The sequence below is a fragment of the Desulfonatronum thiodismutans genome (assembly GCF_000717475.1).
Taxonomy (GTDB): Bacteria; Desulfobacterota; Desulfovibrionia; order Desulfovibrionales; family Desulfonatronaceae; genus Desulfonatronum; species Desulfonatronum thiodismutans.
The window spans coordinates 142,841-162,287 of the sequence record NZ_JPIK01000005.1 but is presented as its reverse complement, the minus strand read 5'-3'; the positions used below and the strand labels follow the sequence as shown (position 1 = coordinate 162,287).

The window sequence follows — 19,447 nt, the reverse complement described above, 5'->3', positions numbered from 1 at the left end:
CAAAAATACTGCAAGTGTCATTTGCTTAATTCAACTAATTTTTTTTAATAAGTTATGGTGGATATAAGTCAATATACCAGTTAAGGTAAGGGATGCGAGTAGCGAAGAAACCCCTCCCAAATTGAGAACTTTAAATGTAAATATTAATGCAGCACCTTGTGTAAGAAAAAAAGAATAAGAATAGTTCTGAATGCTAAATACGAAACTATTCGCACTTTCGTAAAATCTTGATGATATATTTGTGAATTTAAATGAAAATTTATTAATAATAATATGAGATGCTAATCCAATAAAAAAACCAAAATAATAAGCCCAATGGCTATTAAAAATGAGAATCGCAGCAAAATAGCCCAAAATGATAATAGACAACCTCAATGTAACATATTTAGCATTAACTATTATAAATAATAAGATATAGTAATAAACTATTAACGTTATAAACCAACTGATTACATACACAGGATTGTCAACAAAGAGACCTAATCCAAGAAATACAAGCAAATCGCTAAAAATACTTGTTTCTTTATAATCAACAATACGGTTAGCTATTAGAACAGGCACAATGACACCCCAGTAAGGTATCATAATTCTTTTTAGACGTTTAAATAACCAAGTATGAGATGGTATTTTAAAAATTCCCAAAGAAAACCAACCAGATATAAACAAGAAAAGTGTCAAGGCAACATAATCAAGTTTATAAGTGGGTAAATTACTTAATCCAAGGAAATGAAATAAAAAAATTAATCCAGCAGCAACTATACGTAATAAACTAAGTGTAAAAACTGGCTTGCAGTTCGACACTTCAGATAATTTTGTGCACATCAGTAAGTGTAAATATTAAATAAATTAACAACATTAATATAAAAAATTATAATATCACAACAAGCTACGATGTAGAAAAAGTATCTACATAGTTGTTGAGAGACTCTTTCATTATTTTTACACTATATTTTCCCTCAACGAGTAACCTTCCGTTTTTCCCCAAAAGGTCGTTTAATAAATGGTTAAGCAGTAAATGAACCACAGCAGAAGAAAAATCCCTGGGATCATCTGCTATTAGAATGTTCTTACCGTGGTGAACGTCAAGCCCTTCACACCCTACAGTAGTTGATACAATTGCCTTCCCCAAGGCCATCGCTTCCAATATTTTAAGTCGTGTTCCGCTCCCAATGCGCAGAGGTACAATAAATACAGAATGTTCAAGTATGTAAGTTGATATATCCTCAACATATCCAATAATAGAAATTGAACGATCTTTTTTTCCCAATTTTTGCACAGCAGGAGTTGGATTTTTTCCGACAATCGTAAAGTTAACCTCAGGCACTGCATGCTTGATTAGAGGATAAATGGAATTCACGAAGTATATTACAGCGTCTACATTGGGCTTCCAGCCCATCAAACCGGTATAAATGAGCGAAAAAGGCTTCTTTGTGATCTCGAGGGGTTGAAGTTTTTCTGTGTCCACAGGATTGGGGACAACACGAACAGCAGGTTTTGACACCCTCTGTAGAACATGATCACGGTCAACTTCAGAGCAGACATGGATCTCGTTAAATTGGTCCCAGGTACGGCGTTCAAAACGTACAAATTTACGGTGTTCGGCAAAGGCTGCAAATTTCTTGATGGGGTTGTTTACTGTTAGCGCGTAGCGCTTTACAAGCATGGATTCAATGTTATGCTCATCGAGTATTGTCTTACAGCCAATATTCGCAGGGAGATTTGGGGCAAGGTGAATACCGTCACAGATTACTAAGTCAAATTTTTCTTTTTTAACAAGCTCTGCCAAGGCTTCTCGAGTTGACGTATCTTCTCGCATCTTGACAGCATAAGGCAGGGTTGTGAGGAGTGTGCCAAAAATTGAAAGAATACGCTGACATCTGTTGAAATTTTTTCTTGGTCCTATGAGGTACACCACACAGCCGGAACTTTCAAAATATAAGATACCAGCATGCTCTTCTTTTCTATCACCGTATGCTGCGAGAACTACGTGATGATTTTGCAACAGTGCATTGACATAATGAAACGTCCTGATGTGATGTCCGCTGGTTATGGGGTAGGGGATGTCCCTTGTATAAAAAAGAATGTTCATGTCTGACCTGGCCATTTGTAGCGAACTATGTACCAAGAACCTCGTGATAGAGTTTTTCGTAGTTGCGGGCCATGGCCCTTGAAGAAAATCTTTCTTCGACTGTTAGACGGGCATTTTGTGCGAGCATTTTAGACTTTTTAGGGTTATTCATAAGCTGAAGAATTGCCGACACAAGCGCTTTGGTATCCTTGGACGGTACAAGCAGGCCATTTGAGTCAGTTGCGATAACCCGGGACACCGCACCAACATCAGTAGCGATAACCGGTTTTTGCATGGACATAGCCTCAAGAAGGACAAGCGGCAACCCCTCGTCAATGGAGGGAAGCACAAAAATATCGAGCATTGTGTAGAATTCCGGCATGGATGTCTGAATACCACAGAAAATAACCGTGGTTTCTAGGCCTGCTGCGGTTATCTGTTGTTCAAGCTCTCCTCTGAGTGGACCATCTCCTGCGATCACCAAGCGAAGATTAGGATGAATTGGGATGATCTCTTGCAAGGCCTGGAAAAGGTAGACATGACCCTTTTGCCTCGCCAATCTCCCAACCATTCCAAGAATGAAATATTCCGGCAAAAAACTGAATTTATTCCGCAATGAGGAACAAGGTACAGTACACGGATGGTATACGTCGGTGTCAATTCCGTTATAGATAGTTGTAACCTTCTGTTGTGAAATGCAAAACCGGGCTGCATCAGCAGCAATCGCGTCAGAAACCGCAACCACCTTGTTGAAAAAATTAGCAAAAAATCCATCAAAAAACTCATATAGACGAAGCGAAAATGTTTCACCTGTCCAGAGGTGGTTGGTGGTTACACGCTTGATTTTAAGCCCTATACTTGCCAACAAACCAAATACGTTAGCTTTGTAGTCGTGGCAATGCAGAATATCAACTGATTCACGTTGAAGAATATTCCGAATCGAATGAATGGCATTCAAATCTAGGGCAAACTTGCAGTCAACACTGCGTCCATCGAGTCCCTCGTCTACACCCTTTTCAATGAACTCAACATGAGGGTTTTTGGCGTTCCGAATACCCAAAACTATTGAATCAATTCCTAAGTTTGATTGCATACGCACAAGCGTGAGAATGACTCCCTCTGCACCGTATATGCCATTGCTGCTTCGAAGGTGAAGAATTTTCATCCTTTATCCAAATAATAGAAATGTTGAGCTGGTACCCACGATTCGCCTAAACAAAATCAAATATTAAGTGCAATTGAATCAAAGTAATATGTTGCTCACATGGACAGGTTAAAAGGCATAAAAAGTCTTTCTGTGATATTACAACGAAAAAAAAATTCATAAATTAATTAAGATATCAACATATTATTGCAAAACTTTAATAGAAAGTATTTCAGGCCTGTTATCAAGGATAATATCAGCGAGTTTCCGCCGTGCGGCCTCCCAATCATCTGGGTTTGTAGACCAACTGATGTCCGTATGCACATAAGAAGGGTCTTTCGGGTCCGTGACCCCGATTTCCCACAAGACTTTTGGGATCATACTTTCAACTAAAGCATCAACCGCCTGTGGATCAACCAGGCGGGCCATGGTCAGGTATTCGAAGTCTTGCAATCCCCTTCGCCAGTGCTTGAGGCGTAAACTGGCAATAGGTCCATCAAGATCGTAGCTTTCCCCTGGAAACCGGGTTTCAGTTCCAGGATAGAACAGTACGCCGTCACCATTGCTGTACCCGGGTCCTGTCTCTCCATATTTCGGATGCAAGGTTGGGTGCCATTCTTCACTTCCTGGCAGTTGATGTCCATTTCGGCGTCCAAAAGTCCATGCGGACTGGAACACATTGGTTTCGTGTGCAACGTGCGAAGAGTTTTTGTAATGAGTAGATTGCCAAAAAAACCAACGGTCAACCTTATGCTTGAAATGTGTCCAGCCAACAACACGCAATGCAACACCGTCATCCTCCGTGGCAAAAGAGCCAGTCGATGGTCGCCAACCATTATAGGCCCAATATTTCTTACCTTGTCTCTGGTACCGTTCAATGATTGGCTGCCACACGGCCGCATCGCCCCACATGGTATATCCAATGTCGACGGAAGGCATGTGTTCCTCTAGCCTGGGAAGAGATGTTGTCGTCATAGTCTGCAATCTGTTGCCTGGGCCAGGATTCTCCTTGATCCACTGCGCCCAGCGCTCAACATCCGCGTAGGCCTCCCTTCGAGGCTCATCCAGGAGATAGAGGAAAAATTCAACTTCTGGTAAAACAGTCTCAAACCATTTCACAACCTGGTCACTGCGTTTCCACATATCCTCTCGGTCGTTCTGGTCCCAATAAATACGCGCTCGCCAGGAACCGTATGTCCCGACGGAATATACTCCACTTGATACGTCACTACCTGGACCGTCATAGTTTTTCTCTGATGAAAAGGCATTACCGCTCAAGACATCCACCCAGCGTTTCGTATATGGGTCCTTCCAGTTACTGAATTGTTTGTAATCGAGCTTCATTCCATCGTCTATCAGGGATACCTTGTGACGCTGGGCAACTTTATGATGGTTATACCAGACGTTCTCCATAAAATCCACAATTGCAGGATTTTCTTTGTGCCATTCTGGCCATTTTTTCCCCATATAGCGATCATTGATGTCTTCATCGCTGTAGTAAACCATGGTCTTTGCAGAGGGTTCATCGGGCAAGGAAAAAGGCAATACAACTAGCTGAACAGGAATAACAGCCTGTATCTTTTGAACATCCCCGGGGGACTGAAGATTTGCTGTCAGTTTTAGGTGTCCTGTGTACATTCCTGGTTCTGCATTTTTGGGAATATAAATATCAATCCAAATACTTTGATTGGTGCCGGCAGATATGTTGAAATTGCCGATGGCCTCAATGGGGACGGCTATATCAGGATAAAATTTGAAAGCATCAGGACGTTCTTCAAAAAGGCCAGAGGATCTTCCCTTGGGCAGGGTGAAAGGCAAGCGAAGCCTTTCCGGAACATGCCGCTCATCATAGGATGGTTCGTAAAGAAGACGTCCTACACCATTGATTTGGAGGTAGCGGATATAAAAAAGTTCAATATTCCGATCAGTGAAATTGAACACGTCTTCTTTCCCGACACGCTTTGTGGTGATTACATGTCCTGCAGGACCGTCCAAACGATCAAAATGTATATCGACATTTTTAATATCAGACAAAGGCGCTTCGATGACAAGGTTGAAACCTAAAATTTCATTCTTTGCGCCAAACAACGATACATTTTCCCCATCCCAGATTGAATTAACGATGTCCAAACCTTTTGCGCGCCTTAATTCATCCTTGGTTACTTTATCTTCGCCATTGTTCGCCCAAATATAATAGCTTTCGGTTTTATGAATTTTGTTTAATTCATTGCTGACTGTATACGATTCAGAACTAATAGCAAAATGCATAAAAAATAAAATTAACAATATTGATACTGATGAAACTATATATTTCATAAAAACCTCATTTTATTGTTTTGATATACTGATAAAAAGTTTTTCATATTTTGCAATCATTGTTTCAAAAGAGAACTCAAACGCTTTTTGCTTTCCTGCATGTGCAAGACGATTGCATAGTTCATGATCATTCACAAGTTGAAGTATCCCCCTTGCTAATGCATTTGAATCATTTGGTTTAAAAAGAAATCCATTTAAATTGTGCGTAATAAGTTCATTATTTCCCTCGACATCTGATGCAATAACTGGCTTTTGAGCAGCCATTGCTTCCAGCGCGCTGAAAGGCAACCCTTCAAACAATGATGGCAAACAGTAAATATCAATACTGTTCATAAGTTCTGGGATGTCCATGCGAGTTCCAAGGAAATATATATTGGACTCCAAACCCAAAGATTTTGTGAGCATCTTCATCTTGTCAAACTCAGGGCCATTTCCAGCAAATATGACGTTAATGTCCTTGCGACCCATTTTTTTTAATATATCTAAAGCCTTGATAAGACATTGGTGGTTCTTCTCTTCTCTGAAATTCCCAAACAGACCTAGCACAATATCGTTGGCACAAATACCGAAAGAATTTCGATACATTAATCGACTATCCCCGTTTGGAGTAAATTGCTCGATTTGAACACCATTGAAAATCAATGAAATGTGCTCCGGCGGTTGTTTTAACTCATATTGGAAGTAATCACAAACTCCTTTAGATATCCCAACAAAATGGTCAGTGTATTTCAAAAATATTTTAGTGAGGAAAATAACAATAGGCGTCGTGCTATGGATACGATCTAAGCGAGAATGTTCCGTATGTATCCACTTAACAGAATTGAAAATTTTAAAAGGGATCAAACCTTGGATCATGGGACTACTATGATGAGTGTTGACAATATCGATGCTATGATTTTTAAGAATTTTGTGAAGAAATGCAATCGTTGATATTTTTGAGCGAACAAATTTATCATGTATTATATAAAATGGAGTACTTGTGTTTCTGATTAGATTTTCATATGTCCCTGAAAAAAAAACACACAATACGGGATTAAACAGTGATTTATCTAAATTTGAAATAATGTCAAAGACTAATTTCTCAGAGCCACCAGTATCAAAATTTGGCAACATAAAAAGAATGTTAATTTTAGACATTTTGCGTATACCCTTTCAACAACTAGCACGTGTAGTTGTATTCATTTCTTCTAAAATTATTGTTAAGCTGTCTTGAAATACGGGTCAACGACGTTTGATGCGGGATTTACACAACAGTATGTCATCATGCGCAACCCCAGTTCGGATTCCCCGCCGGTGCATCCCCGTCCGTCACCCACATTTAAAAAGGAGCACGAAAAGCTAAGTTCGTCAAGGCATTGAGATAGCTATCCTCATTTGGACCTGCCTTGTCGGGTTTAGCAAATATTCTACTATAAAAGGAGTGAAGCGAGACACAGGGCATTACTATAGTTTACGTGTCAATCCTATTTCCAACAAAAAAGAACCTTAACGCATAATAATGTTCATGACCTTGAACCTGACCCTAGGACATCAACTTCCGCATCTATGAGCGAGCTATTGAAACACCGTCGCCCTGCTAGCGCAGTAAAAATTTGCGAAGCATATGGTCCTACGCGGGGTGAATACATCTTTACTTTTTACATTCAAGTAAAACTTGCCAGAATACCTCGATATTCTCACCAGATGACACGAAAAGAAAAAGAAAAGCGCTACGTTCGCTCGATCAACTGGTGCCAAATGCTATATTCTTTAGCAAAATTTGCACCAAAAACCAGAACTCGTTTTATATGCCTGAACATGGCAATTAACTGTAAACAGATTGAAAATCAGTGAGGCCCCCCCCCTTGACCTAAAGGTATTCCAGTGCCTACATTTTGCCATCGCATCGGAATAAGTAAAAAAAATCAACATCAACCGTGAACGCTAGCACCAATTCCGGCAAGAATAAGCTTGGCATGAGGTGGGAATGAATTTTGCAAATATGTTGCTCGCTGCTGTATATTAATTTTTGTGAAAACCTGTAATTACGTAAGGCCGCCCAATGCCTGTGTACGCCCCTCTCTCAACACGTAGATCTGGCTTCCTTGATAAGCTTATTGTTATTGCCCCCCTGTTTATGCTCGGGCGTGTTCATGAAGTATTTCCGGCTTTGTGGCCCCTCCGGCTTGTCCTCGTGACCACCCTCTTATTGCTTTTAACCGTGTTGTTCAATGGAGGCCTTGGAAGATCGCGCCTGGCGCTGTTTTGGCATTCCAGAACATTTCGCTGGTTCACAGCTTTCCTGGGAATCATGTTTTTTAGTGTTTTTTTTAGCATATTTAAATCACAATCATTCTTCTATACTACTGATTTCATTCTTTATTTTGGAATTCTTTTGCTTGCACTCAATTGCCAGATTAATCGAAAAGAAGATTTGAGATTCAGTCTTACTGGAATTTCGCTAACTCTTTTTGTCATGATTGTTATTAGTTATACTGCCCCGCGCGATGTTGGTGGACAGGTAGCCGCGAATTGGTCTTATGACCCCAACGATACAGCGTTGTTTTTCGTCATGATCTTAGCTCTCATTCTGCCAGCGATGAATTACATTCCACGTTTTTACAAGTTGTGCCTCTATGCACTTGCTCTCATGGGGGGGGGCGTTGTCATTTTAACCCAGTCCCGTGGAGGATTAATTGCATGCGTTGTCACCTTGGCCGCATGGGGCATGTCACGCGGTGTCAAAGGGGTACTCCGTTTTTTTGTAGTTCTTGGGGTTGGCTTTGCGCTTGTAACGTGGACAGTTCCGGCTGATAAGTTGGAGCGTTTTTATTCTCTTTTCAATCTCAAAGAAGATTACAATTTAACAGAGAAACACGGACGCTTGGATATATGGAATAACGGAATTATTTTGTTCAAGGACAATTGGATAACCGGAACAGGAGTCTCTACTTTCGCTACTGCCGAAGGGCAAATCAACGAAGGAGGGAAGTGGAGCTCTGCGCACAATTCCTTCCTCCAGGTTGCTGTTGAGTTGGGACTTCCAGGTTTATTCGTTTTCATGGGCATGCTGTTTTCCGCATTCAGGCTGGCAAAGCCGCGGGATGACACTGATTGGCTTGGCAGGGGGATCAGGCTTTCATTGGTCAGCTTTCTTGCAGGTGGCATGTTTTTGTCCTGGGGGTATCACATTGTCTTGTATTTCGTGTTGTGTATCGCCATGATCCGTGAGAGACTTTTAGCTCTTGGGGATTTAGCCGCCCAAGAGGCTCCGACAAGGGAGCGACACTCCGAGCCTGTCGCGACTCCTTTCAGGAAATACCGCCAAACAATGAGCGTTGCAAAATGAGCCGGTTGAACTGCGCGCAATTGTGGCAGGGCCCAGGTTTCTCGATTGAGGTTTTTTCATGAAACCCACCCTACTTGTCCTAGATCAATGGGCCAGTCAGGACTATCAAGCCGGGACCAGCAAGAATTGGTTATACAAAGGGTTTGCAGAGATTTTTGACACCCGCGTTATTAATGCAGATACCCCTTTCCTGAAGCGACTGGTCGGTGCCTCCTGCCTTTTTCAGGCGCTCCTTTCGCACCCGGCAGACCTTCGGTGTGAGTATTATCGCCAACTGGAATGGGAGGCAAAAAAACCTGCATCCTTCAGAGCGAGGTCAAGTCGCTTTCAAAGAGCCATAAACCGGTTATCCGAGCATGATGCAACCTTTCAGGTTGGTAGCCTCTTCGGGCCTATAATTTCAAGGGGAAAATCATCGTTTTCTTATCATGACCAGACAGTGGCCATGGTTGAACAAATGTGGCCGGAATGGTTGCCCAGAAATTTTCCAAGATTCAGGGAGCAGTTTTTTGAGCTTGAGAGAGCCTCCCTTCAGGCCAAGGACCTCGTCTTTACCTACAGTGAGCGTACACGTAAATCCATGCTTGATGATTACGCCCTCCCAGCTCACAAGGTCATTGTAGCGCCGACTGCATGCAAAATTCCTTACCCAGCTGCCAATCAAGTCTTGACGGAAAGAGTTCCTAAACTCATTTTCGCCGCTACGGATTTTTTCCGGAAAGGCGGGGATTTAGTCTTAAAAGCCTTCAAGGAGCTTCGTTTACAGCGGCAAGAACTTGAACTTATTCTCGTAGGTGTAAAGGCACCCGAGCCCCTTCCGGATGGCGCTCGTCATCTAGGCATGGTCCCCTTCGATAAATTGATGGCAGAGTATCTCTCAGCATCCCTTATTCTGCACCCTGCCAGACATGACGCATACCCCAATGTCCTGAAGGAGGCGCTAGCCTGCGGTTTGCCTGCCGTGACTTCGGATTCCTGTGGCATCCCCGAGATTGTTGCCAACGGCGAGACCGGCATGGTGTTGAAGCGTAACGATGTTCCGTCGATCGTCGAGACTGTGAGTGACCTGCTTGATGACCCAGAGCGGTTGCAGGGTATGCGGGAGCGCTGTCTGGTCGAACGGGAACGTTTCAGACCGAAAAATTGTGTTGCTCGCATCACTGAGGCAATGTGCGACGTCATGACCGAAAAAGGCAGCCAACATCGTTAGGGACAGAATGTGGCTCTTGCAACGTATTAGTGGTTGCGGTGATCGGCGAATGCGTGAAACTGTTACCAATCTTTTGAAACAGGAAGATGCGCTGATGCTGAACAGTAGAAACGTTTACAAGGTTGGTTTTGGGCCAAAAACCGGGGCGAATTCTTTTGCGCAATCTGGGGTGAAAGTCGCGGCTGCACTGGATCGCTTCCCTGAGTTCAAAAGTGGTTTTTTTTCTTGGGAACCGTTCGATCTTGACGAACTTATGAACTTCGATGTGCTCATTTTCATCAAATACATTCCGGACATGAACATGTTGAAAGCTCTCAAAGTTAGAGGCAAGGTCTTGATCCTGGATTATCAAGATACCTTTCTTTATCCATCGGTGTATGAGAAAAACGTTGTCCGGCGGATACTCAAGTGGCTCTATTATTGCAAAACAGAAAGCTATTTGTCGCGAGCCTACGCCATGCTCGACGGCTGTATGATCTGCACGCCGCTGCTACGTAATGTTGTAATCAGGGCAGGAATGAAGCCACTTGAACTACCCAGACAGATTTACAACGATGAAAATGAGAATGTTTACAAACCTTTCCCTATGAAGACAGAAGGTGTTGTTCTGTATTGGACAGGAGTTTCCCTCAATCAGAAGCAGAATGAACCTATCGTGCCGGTTCTCAAGCGAATGCATGAATGCCATGGATGCCGCATTTTATACGACACCGATCAGATAGGTGAGTACAATTGGATTGAGTATAGAATGTTCGATAACAAGACATGGGCCAAGGACATTCTTGATGCGGACGTTGCTTTTCGATGGCGCGATACCTCCAATCTTCAGGAATTCAAGGACCCAAACAAGGTACAGGGGTACATGGCGGCTGGTCTACCTGTCGTCATCCATCCCACGGCTTCTGAGCGATTGATCGTGGAAGATGGCAAAACCGGTTTTTTTGCGAATTCAGTAGCTGAGTTTGAATATATACTTCTGCGCTTGATTCAAAACCCTCAGCTTCGTCACGAGGTTGGCATGGCAGCACATGCGGCAGTGTGGAAGCATAGTTCTCTTAAAATCCATGTTGAATGTCTGCGTGAGCATTTGTTGACGTTGCTGGGTGCGCCATGACCGTTCCAAAGACTGTCAGAATATTCCATGTCCTTCGCTTGTCGGAGAATGAACAGTGAAGATACTTGATATACTGCCACCAAACGGATGCCTGCATGCATCACACTTTCGTTCCCGGTATCAGGGAATGCCTGAAAACTATGTGTTTCACGTTTTGGTAACCGGGGATATCGCTCATGACGGTGAACAATTCGCTGGTGTAACGCTGAATGTCCAGCAATTTGCTGCCCCCTGGACACGCTTAACGATGCTCCGTCGTACATGGGTCATGATTGTGCGTGGGATACGCATGGCCAGAAAGGAGGGGATTGATGTGGTCATCAGCTATGACCCTTTGACCCTCGGGTTCATCGGAGTGCTGGTGAAATTGTTTTCTGGTGCCAAGCTGGTAGTGGAGGTGAACGGGCACATTCGTGATGCTAAGGACTTAAGCTTGGCGGGCGGCAAGGTCGGATTTTTGCGGCGCAAACTGTTTAATCTGGTCGGGTCCCTATCACTGCATATGGCCGATTGTGTGAAGATTCTGAACCGGCGGCAGTATGAGGAATGGCAGACCATCCTGTCGCGAAAAAAAGTCGTCATGTTTCATGACTACGTGCCGACAAGTCAATTTGTCTTGTCCGAGCGGGATGATTGTTATTTGTATTGTCTGGGATATCCGTTCTATCGGAAAGGAGTAGATATCCTTTTAGAAGCATTTGCAATCATCCAGCAGGAATTTCCTGATATCAGGCTGGTCATCATGGGGCATTGCCGGGAGCCGGAACTGAGTCGCTGGAAGGCCAGGGCGCGAGGTATTGCCAATGTCGAATTCCACAAACCCGTGCCGTACGATGAAGTGGCCGACTATCTGGGTACATGTACGGTTCTTGCGGTGCCGTCACGCTCTGAAGGCATGGGCCGCGTGTTCATCGAGGCCATGGCCTCGGGAAAGCCCTGCGTCGGAACCCGTGTCGGAGGCATACCCAATGTCATTGCCGACGGTAGAAGCGGGTTTCTCGTGAACCCCGAAGATCCGCAGGACTTGGCGGACAAGCTTCGCATCCTTCTTGCCGACAAGAGTCTTCGTCAGCGTATGGGCAAAGTAGGCAGGCACATCGCCGAGACAACGCTCTCTGATAGGCAGTATGTGCTCAATTTTCAAAAGATGATGGACATCCTTCTGGACGATTCTTCACCCTGTCGCGGAATATGTTTCAACGGGTTTGCTCAAGTCGACTCAAGGCCTGATCGATGAGCAAACAGTCCGTCTTGCGGAGCCTCGCATGGATGGGCGGTACAAGCGTTTTCGGGCAGATCATTACCTGGAGCGTGACCATTGTCGTAGCTAGGCTCCTAAACCCCGAAGATTATGGACTTGTCGCCATATCCGGCCTGTTCACGGTTTTTGCGCACTCCATAAGTCTGATGGGCATCAGCTCCGCAGTAATCCAGGCCGAGAGCGTTTCCGACTATCAAATTCGTGCACTCTATGGGCTTTCCATTCTGATGGGCGTGTCCATGTTTTGCCTGGGGTTGTTGGCAGCGCCGGGTATGGCCTGGATATTCAATGATCCTCGACTTACTGCTCTTGTCTCATTTCAGAATCTGGTTTTCTTGTTCGGGGCTCCCAAGTCTCTTCAGTGGAGCATGCTCGCCCGTGAAACGCGTTTTGACGTCATTGCAAAAGTAGAGACGGGTTCACGTATCCTGACATCGTGCTGTGTGTTGGCCATGGCTGCATCAGGTTTTGGCGTATGGGCCCTGGCCTCCCAATGGGTTCTCATTGAACTGTTTCAACTCATAGGCTTCAGCTTCCATCGTCGCATAACACCAACGCTTATTATCCGGTGGGGGGAAATCCGTGATTTGCTGATCTTTGGGGTTCAAATTTTCCTCAGAAACAGCATCGGTCAACTCTATGCCAGTGTGGATGTCTTCATCTTCGGCAAGCTCGCCACTACCAGTTTCCTGGGAGCATACGCGTTTAGCAAGCAATTAGCCAACATGCCTTTTGAAAAAATCGTCGCAATAATTAACCGGGTGCTATTGCCTTATTTGTCCAGCGAAAAGGGTGACATGGACTCCATGCGCGACTGGACGCTAAAGGTTGCCGACCTCCAGGCGCTTCTTCTGGCTCCTTTTTTCTACCTGCTGTTTTTTTGTGCCGAGGAAACAGTCCTTATCCTGCTTGGACCACATTGGAGCGCTGCGGTCCTGCCCCTTCAGATTTTCTGCGTTGCCAACATTTTCAAACTTGCCGAAAGCTATGCAATGCTCGTCCTTACAGCTTTGGGGCTAATCGTGGAACAGGTTCGTTTCGTTCTTGTTCAGCTAGTTGTTATCGGCGGGACCATGTTTGGATTAGCATTATGGGTAAACGCGGAAGTTTCAATATATGTGTGGGTCACCATCTACCCAGTCCTGTGTTTAGTGTTTTGCAGGATTCTTCTGAAGGCCATAGATCTTGGGCTTGGAACGATCATCAAGCATCTTAGAACGACTTTGCTCGCACATATTGCACTTATTGTTACAGTTTACAGTTTGAGCTTGATGGTGGTCGGCCCACATTGGCAAACTCTTGTCGTGAAAACAGCTTCTGGTTGCGCTGTATACATTCTGTTTTTGTTGGCAATTGATCGCGAAAAGATAATACTTTTATTAAAAATTGTTCCATTCATTAGGCGGAGTACATCATGATGGTAATTTTTCGAATCAACATTTACCAGATGCAATCTGGTAGGTTTGATTCAGCGGACAGAAAGACCCGTTAAGCCCGCCAGTGACTATTTCACCCTGGAATTATTTGGGCAACATGTCAAGACAGGTGAGAAGATGCACGAAGAAGGTTATCTACCATTAGGTATGGACTAAATTATGAATGATATTCCAATTACTGTATATACTCCCGTATATAATATGGATGGATATATTGCAGAAACGATAGAGAGCGTTTTAGGACAAAGTTTTTCTAATTTCGAATATCTGATTATCAACGATGGCTCTACAGATAGAACTGAAGAAGTAATAGCTATATATGCTAATAAGGATTCAAGAATCAGAGTGATTTCTCAGCAGAATCATGGAGTATCTTCTGCAGCAAATGTAGCGATCAATAACGCTAGAGGAAAATATTTATTCAGGATCGATGCTGATGACATTTGCTACCCATATCGTTTATCTACTCAATATAAATTCATGGAAAAAAATTCACAAATAACAGTTTGTGGAGGTTTAATACGTTGCTTTCAGAATGTTAAAAGCAATATTCCTCTACAGGTAAAAAATGACAATGAAATTAGAGTATTTTTTTTGTCAAATCCTGCCATATCGAACAGTACTTCATGTGTACGGACTGCATTCCTTCGAATGAATAACTGTTTATTTAATACAGATATATCTTTTGGAGAAGATTTTGATTTCTGGTCACGTATTTCATTTTTGGAAGGTTGCCAATTTTACAATATCCAAAAACCCTTAGTATCTTACCGTATACATTCGTTAAGTGCTACCCAGAGTCTAGTTCACAGCAAAAAAAATGATTTTTTAAATATGATTCGGCTAAGACACATTAAATTACTTGAGGCGACTCCTTCGGAATCAGAAATCGAAATCCACGGCATGCTGGTGGATCGAAAACCCAATTTCAGTTTGAATGATTTAATAAATGCTGAGAATTGGATCAAAAAATTGATCAAGAATAACGCACAATCACGCAGTTATGACCATAAAACCCTAAAAAACCTATTAGTGCAGCGATTATATCAAGCGGCCAGTTTAAGTGCGGTCAAAGGTTCTGATTTTACAAGATGGTTATTAATGAGCAAAATCTTGCACTTTAACATTCCTGCTAGCAAGTTTGCTTATTTAGCCATAAAACATTTCACACGCTAAAACTGTGTTGACTATTGGTCAACAGTCCGTTGAGAAAATGCCATTTTGATTTCAGGGATAAATAGAGACAGTTAATACTACTCAGACACTTTCACCAGATTAGCCTCTTTGCTGACTTTTTTCATGAAAAGGGAACGGGGACAAAAGGGAACGGGGACAGTCTCTTAATTGACATATCTCGCCCTTCCCGCTAACCCTCTCTCCACCACCCAATCACCACGTCCCAGGAGGATCAAAGATGGCCCGCATCCCTCGCTTCGTCCGCCATGACCAGCCGACCGTCTACCACGTCATGTCCCGAACAGCCCTGGACGGCTTCCCGCTCCAAGACACTGAGAAAGATCACCTGATGGCCATCGTTGCCAAGCTGTGCAAAATCTATTTCGTTGACCTGCTTGGCTTTTGCCTGATGGGCAACCACTTCCACTTGGTTGTCCGGGTAAACCCGTCAGATGGTCTGACCGAGAAAGAAATCACCGAGCGCTACAAGCTGCTCTACGGCCAGGAAGCCAGGATCATCCCTTGCCAGATCGAGGACTTTAGTAACCGCCTGACCAATCTCGGGGCCTTTGTGAAGGACATCAAACAGGGCTTCACCAAGTTCTATAACAAGCGCAAGAGACGCTGGGGTACCTTCTGGGGTGAGCGGTTCAAGAGCGTCATTGTCCAGGAAGGCGAAACCCTTGTTAACCTGTTGGCCTACGTTGACCTGAACCCAATCCGGGCAGGTATTGTGAGCAAGCCCGAGGACTACCGCTGGAGCACCCTGGGGTACCTGGTCCAGCGCGGCAACCAGGACGGCCTGATCGATCTGAACCTGGGCATGCACGAGTGGAACGAGTTCAATACATCTGAGATTATTCGAAAATACCGCCAGTTCGTTTACGAAACCGGAGCGGTGGGGGGAGGAGGTAAGGATTCAGGATTCAGAAGTCAGGAGTCAGGAGTCAGGAGCCAGGAGAAGGAACGAAGAGGCATCGACATGAAGATCCTGGAGAAGGAACGTAAGAGAAACTACCGCCTCAGCCGCGTCGATGTCTTCCGCCACCGCTGCCGGTATTTCACGGACTCCGGGATCATCGGGTCAAAGGAATTCGTGTCCGAGGTGTTCGACGGAGTGAAACATCTGCTGGATTCAAAGGATGAGCGAAGGTTTACGCCGGTTGGCGGGGTGGAGGGGGTGTACTCGATGAAGCGGTTGGTTGGTGCTGTCGGCGGGTAGTGGTGGGCGGTGAATCGGTGGGCCGACGCTTGTTTTTCCGTGGATGCCGGGGTATCGTCCAACACTGTCTCCCATGATAATATAGGAGTTTTTCAGGTGTAAGGAGAAACCCATTGGTCTATGTAAAACCCACTTCCGACATCTTCATCAAGTACCTTTTCGGCAAGGAAGAGCATAAGCCGTTGTTGCTGGATTTCATCAACGCGGTCCAGAAAAGCTGCGACTTTCCACTGATTATGGATCTTGAGATCAAGAACCCTTTCAACATCAAAACCATTGCCGCGGAAAAAGAGTCTATTCTTGATATCAAGGCCATTGAGGAAAACGGCAAGACCTACAACATCGAGGTCCAGACTTCAGGAAAGGGCGTTTACAAGCATAGGTCCCTGTACTACTGGTCCAAATTGTATGCGGCACAGCTTATGAAAGGCGACCAATACAAAAAGCTGTATCCTGTAAGCTGCATCAACATCCTGGATTTCGAACTCTTCAATCTCAAGGGAAAATACCACCTCTGCTTCGTGCCGCGGGAACTGCGAGATCCAAGCCTCATCCTCACGGATCACCTTGCGCTCCACTTCCTTGAACTTCCTCAATTCACGACTGCCAATATGGATATGACCCTGGAAAAATGGTTGTATTATCTTAAACATGAAGGCTCTGACGAGGAGGACACGACCATGAAAACCTTGCTGGAAGACAATCCCCGACTCGCTGAGGCCCACGAAAAATATTCCGCCTTTACCCGGGATGAAGAAAAATAAATGGGGACAGGTTTATAATTGACTTTTATCGCCCTCCCCGCTAACCCTCTTCTCACCCTCACCAATCAATCTCCACGCCCCAGGAGGTCCTAAGATGGCCCGCATCCCTCGCTTCACCCGCCATGACCAGCCGACCGTCTACCACATCATGTCCCGAACAGCCCTGGACGGCTTCCCGCTCCAAGACACCGAGAAAGATCACCTGATGGCCATCGTTGCCAAGCTGTGCAAAATCTATTTCGTTGACCTGCTTGGCTTTTGCCTGATGGGCAACCACTTCCACTTGGTTGTCCGGGTAAACCCGTCAGATGGTCTGACCGAGAAAGAAATCACCGAGCGCTACAAGCTGCTCTACGGCCAGGAAGCCAGGATCATCCCTTGCCAGATCGAGGACTTTAGTAACCGCCTGACCAATCTCGGGTCCTTTGTGAAGGACATCAAACAGGGCTTCACCAAGTTCTATAACAAGCGCAAGAGACGCTGGGGGACTTTCTGGGGTGAGCGATTCAAAAGCGTCATCGTTCAGGAGGGTGAAACCCTGGTCAACCTTCTGGCCTATGTGGACTTGAATCCCGTCCGGGCCGGAATCGTGGATAAGCCCGAGGACTACCGCTGGAGCACCCTGGGCTATCTGGTCCAGCGCGGCAACAGGGACGGCCTGATCGATCTGAACCTTGGCATGCACGAGTGGAACGAGTTCAATTCATCTGAGATTATTCGGAAATACCGGCAGTTCGTCTATGAAACCGGAGCGGTTAGGGGAAGAAGTCAGGAGTTAGAAGACAGGAGTCAGAAGTCAGGAGTCAGGAGCCAGGAGAAGGAACGAAGAGGCATCGACATGAAGATCGTGGAGAAGGAACGTAAGAGAAACTATCGACTCAGCCGCGTCGATGTCTTTCGCCACCGCTGCCGATATTTCACGGACTCCGGGATCATCGGGTCAAAGGAATTCGTGTCCGAGGTGTTCGACGGAGTGAAGCATCTGCTGGATTCCAAGAATGAGCGGAGGTTTACGCCGGTTAGCGGGGTGGGGGGGGTGTATTCCATGAAGCGGTTGGTTGGTGCTGTCGGCGGGTAGTCCTGTCGCCCTTGTCATGCCCAAGACACTGCCCTAGGATTCGCCCTCATGAGCGAGATCAACAACACCCACGACACGTTTTTCCGGGAGACCATGAGCCACAAGGAGGTGGCCGCGGACTTTCTGGCCAACTATCTTCCGGCAAAGATCTTGAATCATATCCATCTGGATACGTTGACCATCACCAAAGACAGCTTCGTGGACGAAAAGCAGGCCGAACATTATTCGGACCTGCTCTACCAGGTTATACTGAGCACCGGCCTGCCTGGGTTCGTCTATTTCCTCTTCGAGCACAAAAGTTACCCGGATCGGTTCGTGGTTCTGCAACTGCTCAGATACCTTATCGAAATCTGGGAACTCCACCGCAAGCAACACCCAAAAGCCAAAACCCTGCCCCTGGTCATCCCGATCGTGGTCTACCACGGCAAACCCAAAGGCCAAGCCGTCCGGCTTTCCGAACTCGTAGATATTCCTGATCCAGAACTGTCCGCCTTCATTCCCAACTTCGACCTTGCCTTCCACGACTTCTCCCCGGAAACCGACGAGGTCATCAAAGGCCAGTTACTTCTCCAACTGGTCCTGCTCTGCCTCCAAGCCAAGAATACCCCGGAGGCCGTGGAGAAACTTGCGGAGATCATCTCCCTGGTGATCCAAATGGACGAGAACGCCACGTCCATGCATTGGCTGGAAAAGATTTTTCGGTACGTGCTTGCGGTTATGGACATCGAGCCCGAAGAAATGCAGGATATGTTCACACAAAGCCTTTCAGAAGGAAAAGGAGGCATGTTTATGACAGTAGCTGAAAGACTAACGATTAAAGGCCGTGTCGAAGGCCGTGTCGAAGGCGAAGTTCTAGGCCGCCAAGCAATTATCCAACGCTTGGTCACCAAACGCTTTGGCCAAAATATCCTTGACATCCAATTCCAGGAACGTCTCCGCAAGGCCACGCCGGAACAACTCGACCTCTGGGCCGAGAAACTGCTGGACGCCAAAAGCATTGACGAGGTGTTCAAGGATAGCTGAAGGCCGCACACGTCAAAAATTCGAGATTATAAACAAAGGGAAGCCATGGGCTTCCCTTTTTCTTGGCCAATGGGGATAGGGGGGCACCCAGGATAAAAATGTTGGTTGATGTTGTCGGCGTGTAGGGTGGCCAGGGCGGCCGAAGTTTGCGGCTTCGAAACCGCCCCCAACCAATAGGGAGGTTACAGTTTTTTTCAACCGCCCGCTGCGCTCGACACTTGGGACAATACAGGGGACGAATAATCTTCTCGGCCGCGGACTGTTGCGGCCCAAAACAGCCTCCAGGTACAGATGGATAGCAACAGCT

At 45.4% G+C, this 19,447-nt stretch carries 15 protein-coding genes; 10 read left to right on the top strand and 5 right to left on the bottom strand.

From position 1 onward, the window contains the following. Positions 1 to 30: 30 nt before the first annotated feature. The 5 genes from GY33_RS20870 to GY33_RS0104000 form a co-directional block, all read right to left on the bottom strand. A complete protein-coding gene (locus GY33_RS20870) occupies positions 31 to 801 on the bottom strand; it encodes an acyltransferase family protein (protein ID WP_161788438.1) in 771 nt (256 codons plus the stop codon). A gap of 85 nt (positions 802 to 886) precedes the next feature. Then, positions 887 to 2,089 carry a glycosyltransferase family 4 protein gene (locus tag GY33_RS0104020; protein WP_161788437.1) on the bottom strand — a complete coding sequence of 401 codons (1,203 nt, stop codon included), beginning with the start codon at positions 2,087 to 2,089 and terminating at the stop codon, positions 887 to 889. A gap of 25 nt (positions 2,090 to 2,114) precedes the next feature. Next, entirely contained in the window at positions 2,115 to 3,233 is a 1,119-nt protein-coding gene (locus GY33_RS0104015; protein WP_031386105.1) for a glycosyltransferase family 4 protein, read from the bottom strand. Between the two features lie 183 nt (positions 3,234 to 3,416). After that, positions 3,417 to 5,528: a glycoside hydrolase domain-containing protein gene (locus GY33_RS0104010; RefSeq protein WP_084184765.1), complete on the bottom strand. Its 2,112-nt coding sequence runs from the start codon at positions 5,526 to 5,528 to the stop codon at positions 3,417 to 3,419. A gap of 12 nt (positions 5,529 to 5,540) precedes the next feature. Then, a complete protein-coding gene (locus GY33_RS0104000; RefSeq protein ID WP_084184764.1) occupies positions 5,541 to 6,665 on the bottom strand; it encodes a glycosyltransferase in 1,125 nt (374 codons plus the stop codon). Between the two features lie 904 nt (positions 6,666 to 7,569). On the opposite strand from GY33_RS0104000, the gene GY33_RS0103995 reads away from it, so the two are divergent. From GY33_RS0103995 to GY33_RS0103950, 10 genes are all read left to right on the top strand, one after another. Next, entirely contained in the window at positions 7,570 to 8,856 is a 1,287-nt protein-coding gene (locus GY33_RS0103995; protein ID WP_035271221.1) for an O-antigen ligase family protein, read from the top strand. Between the two features lie 58 nt (positions 8,857 to 8,914). After that, positions 8,915 to 10,066, top strand: coding sequence for a glycosyltransferase family 4 protein (locus tag GY33_RS0103990; RefSeq protein WP_031386100.1), 1,152 nt, complete (start codon positions 8,915 to 8,917; stop codon positions 10,064 to 10,066). A gap of 49 nt (positions 10,067 to 10,115) precedes the next feature. Further along, positions 10,116 to 11,180 carry a glycosyltransferase family protein gene (locus tag GY33_RS0103985; protein WP_235185457.1) on the top strand — a complete coding sequence of 355 codons (1,065 nt, stop codon included), beginning with the start codon at positions 10,116 to 10,118 and terminating at the stop codon, positions 11,178 to 11,180. Positions 11,181 to 11,307: 127 nt separating this feature from the next. Continuing rightward, on the top strand, positions 11,308 to 12,417 hold the full coding sequence (locus tag GY33_RS0103980) for a glycosyltransferase family 4 protein (RefSeq protein WP_084184763.1): 1,110 nt from the start codon (positions 11,308 to 11,310) through the stop codon (positions 12,415 to 12,417). Beyond that, on the top strand, positions 12,414 to 13,859 hold the full coding sequence (locus GY33_RS0103975) for a lipopolysaccharide biosynthesis protein (protein ID WP_031386097.1): 1,446 nt from the start codon (positions 12,414 to 12,416) through the stop codon (positions 13,857 to 13,859). Before GY33_RS0103980 ends, GY33_RS0103975 begins: the two co-directional genes overlap by 4 nt. A 177-nt stretch (positions 13,860 to 14,036) precedes the next feature. Continuing rightward, positions 14,037 to 15,053, top strand: coding sequence for a glycosyltransferase family 2 protein (locus GY33_RS20265; RefSeq protein WP_084184762.1), 1,017 nt, complete (start codon positions 14,037 to 14,039; stop codon positions 15,051 to 15,053). Between the two features lie 238 nt (positions 15,054 to 15,291). Next, on the top strand, positions 15,292 to 16,275 hold the full coding sequence (locus GY33_RS0103965; RefSeq protein WP_031386095.1) for a transposase: 984 nt from the start codon (positions 15,292 to 15,294) through the stop codon (positions 16,273 to 16,275). Between the two features lie 113 nt (positions 16,276 to 16,388). Continuing rightward, a complete protein-coding gene (locus GY33_RS0103960) occupies positions 16,389 to 17,039 on the top strand; it encodes an Rpn family recombination-promoting nuclease/putative transposase (RefSeq protein ID WP_051822267.1) in 651 nt (216 codons plus the stop codon). A 94-nt stretch (positions 17,040 to 17,133) separates the two neighbouring features. Next, a complete protein-coding gene (locus tag GY33_RS0103955) occupies positions 17,134 to 18,117 on the top strand; it encodes a transposase (RefSeq protein WP_031386093.1) in 984 nt (327 codons plus the stop codon). 48 nt (positions 18,118 to 18,165) lie between these two features. Next, positions 18,166 to 19,140 carry an Rpn family recombination-promoting nuclease/putative transposase gene (locus GY33_RS0103950; protein WP_051822266.1) on the top strand — a complete coding sequence of 325 codons (975 nt, stop codon included), beginning with the start codon at positions 18,166 to 18,168 and terminating at the stop codon, positions 19,138 to 19,140. Positions 19,141 to 19,447: the final 307 nt, after the last annotated feature.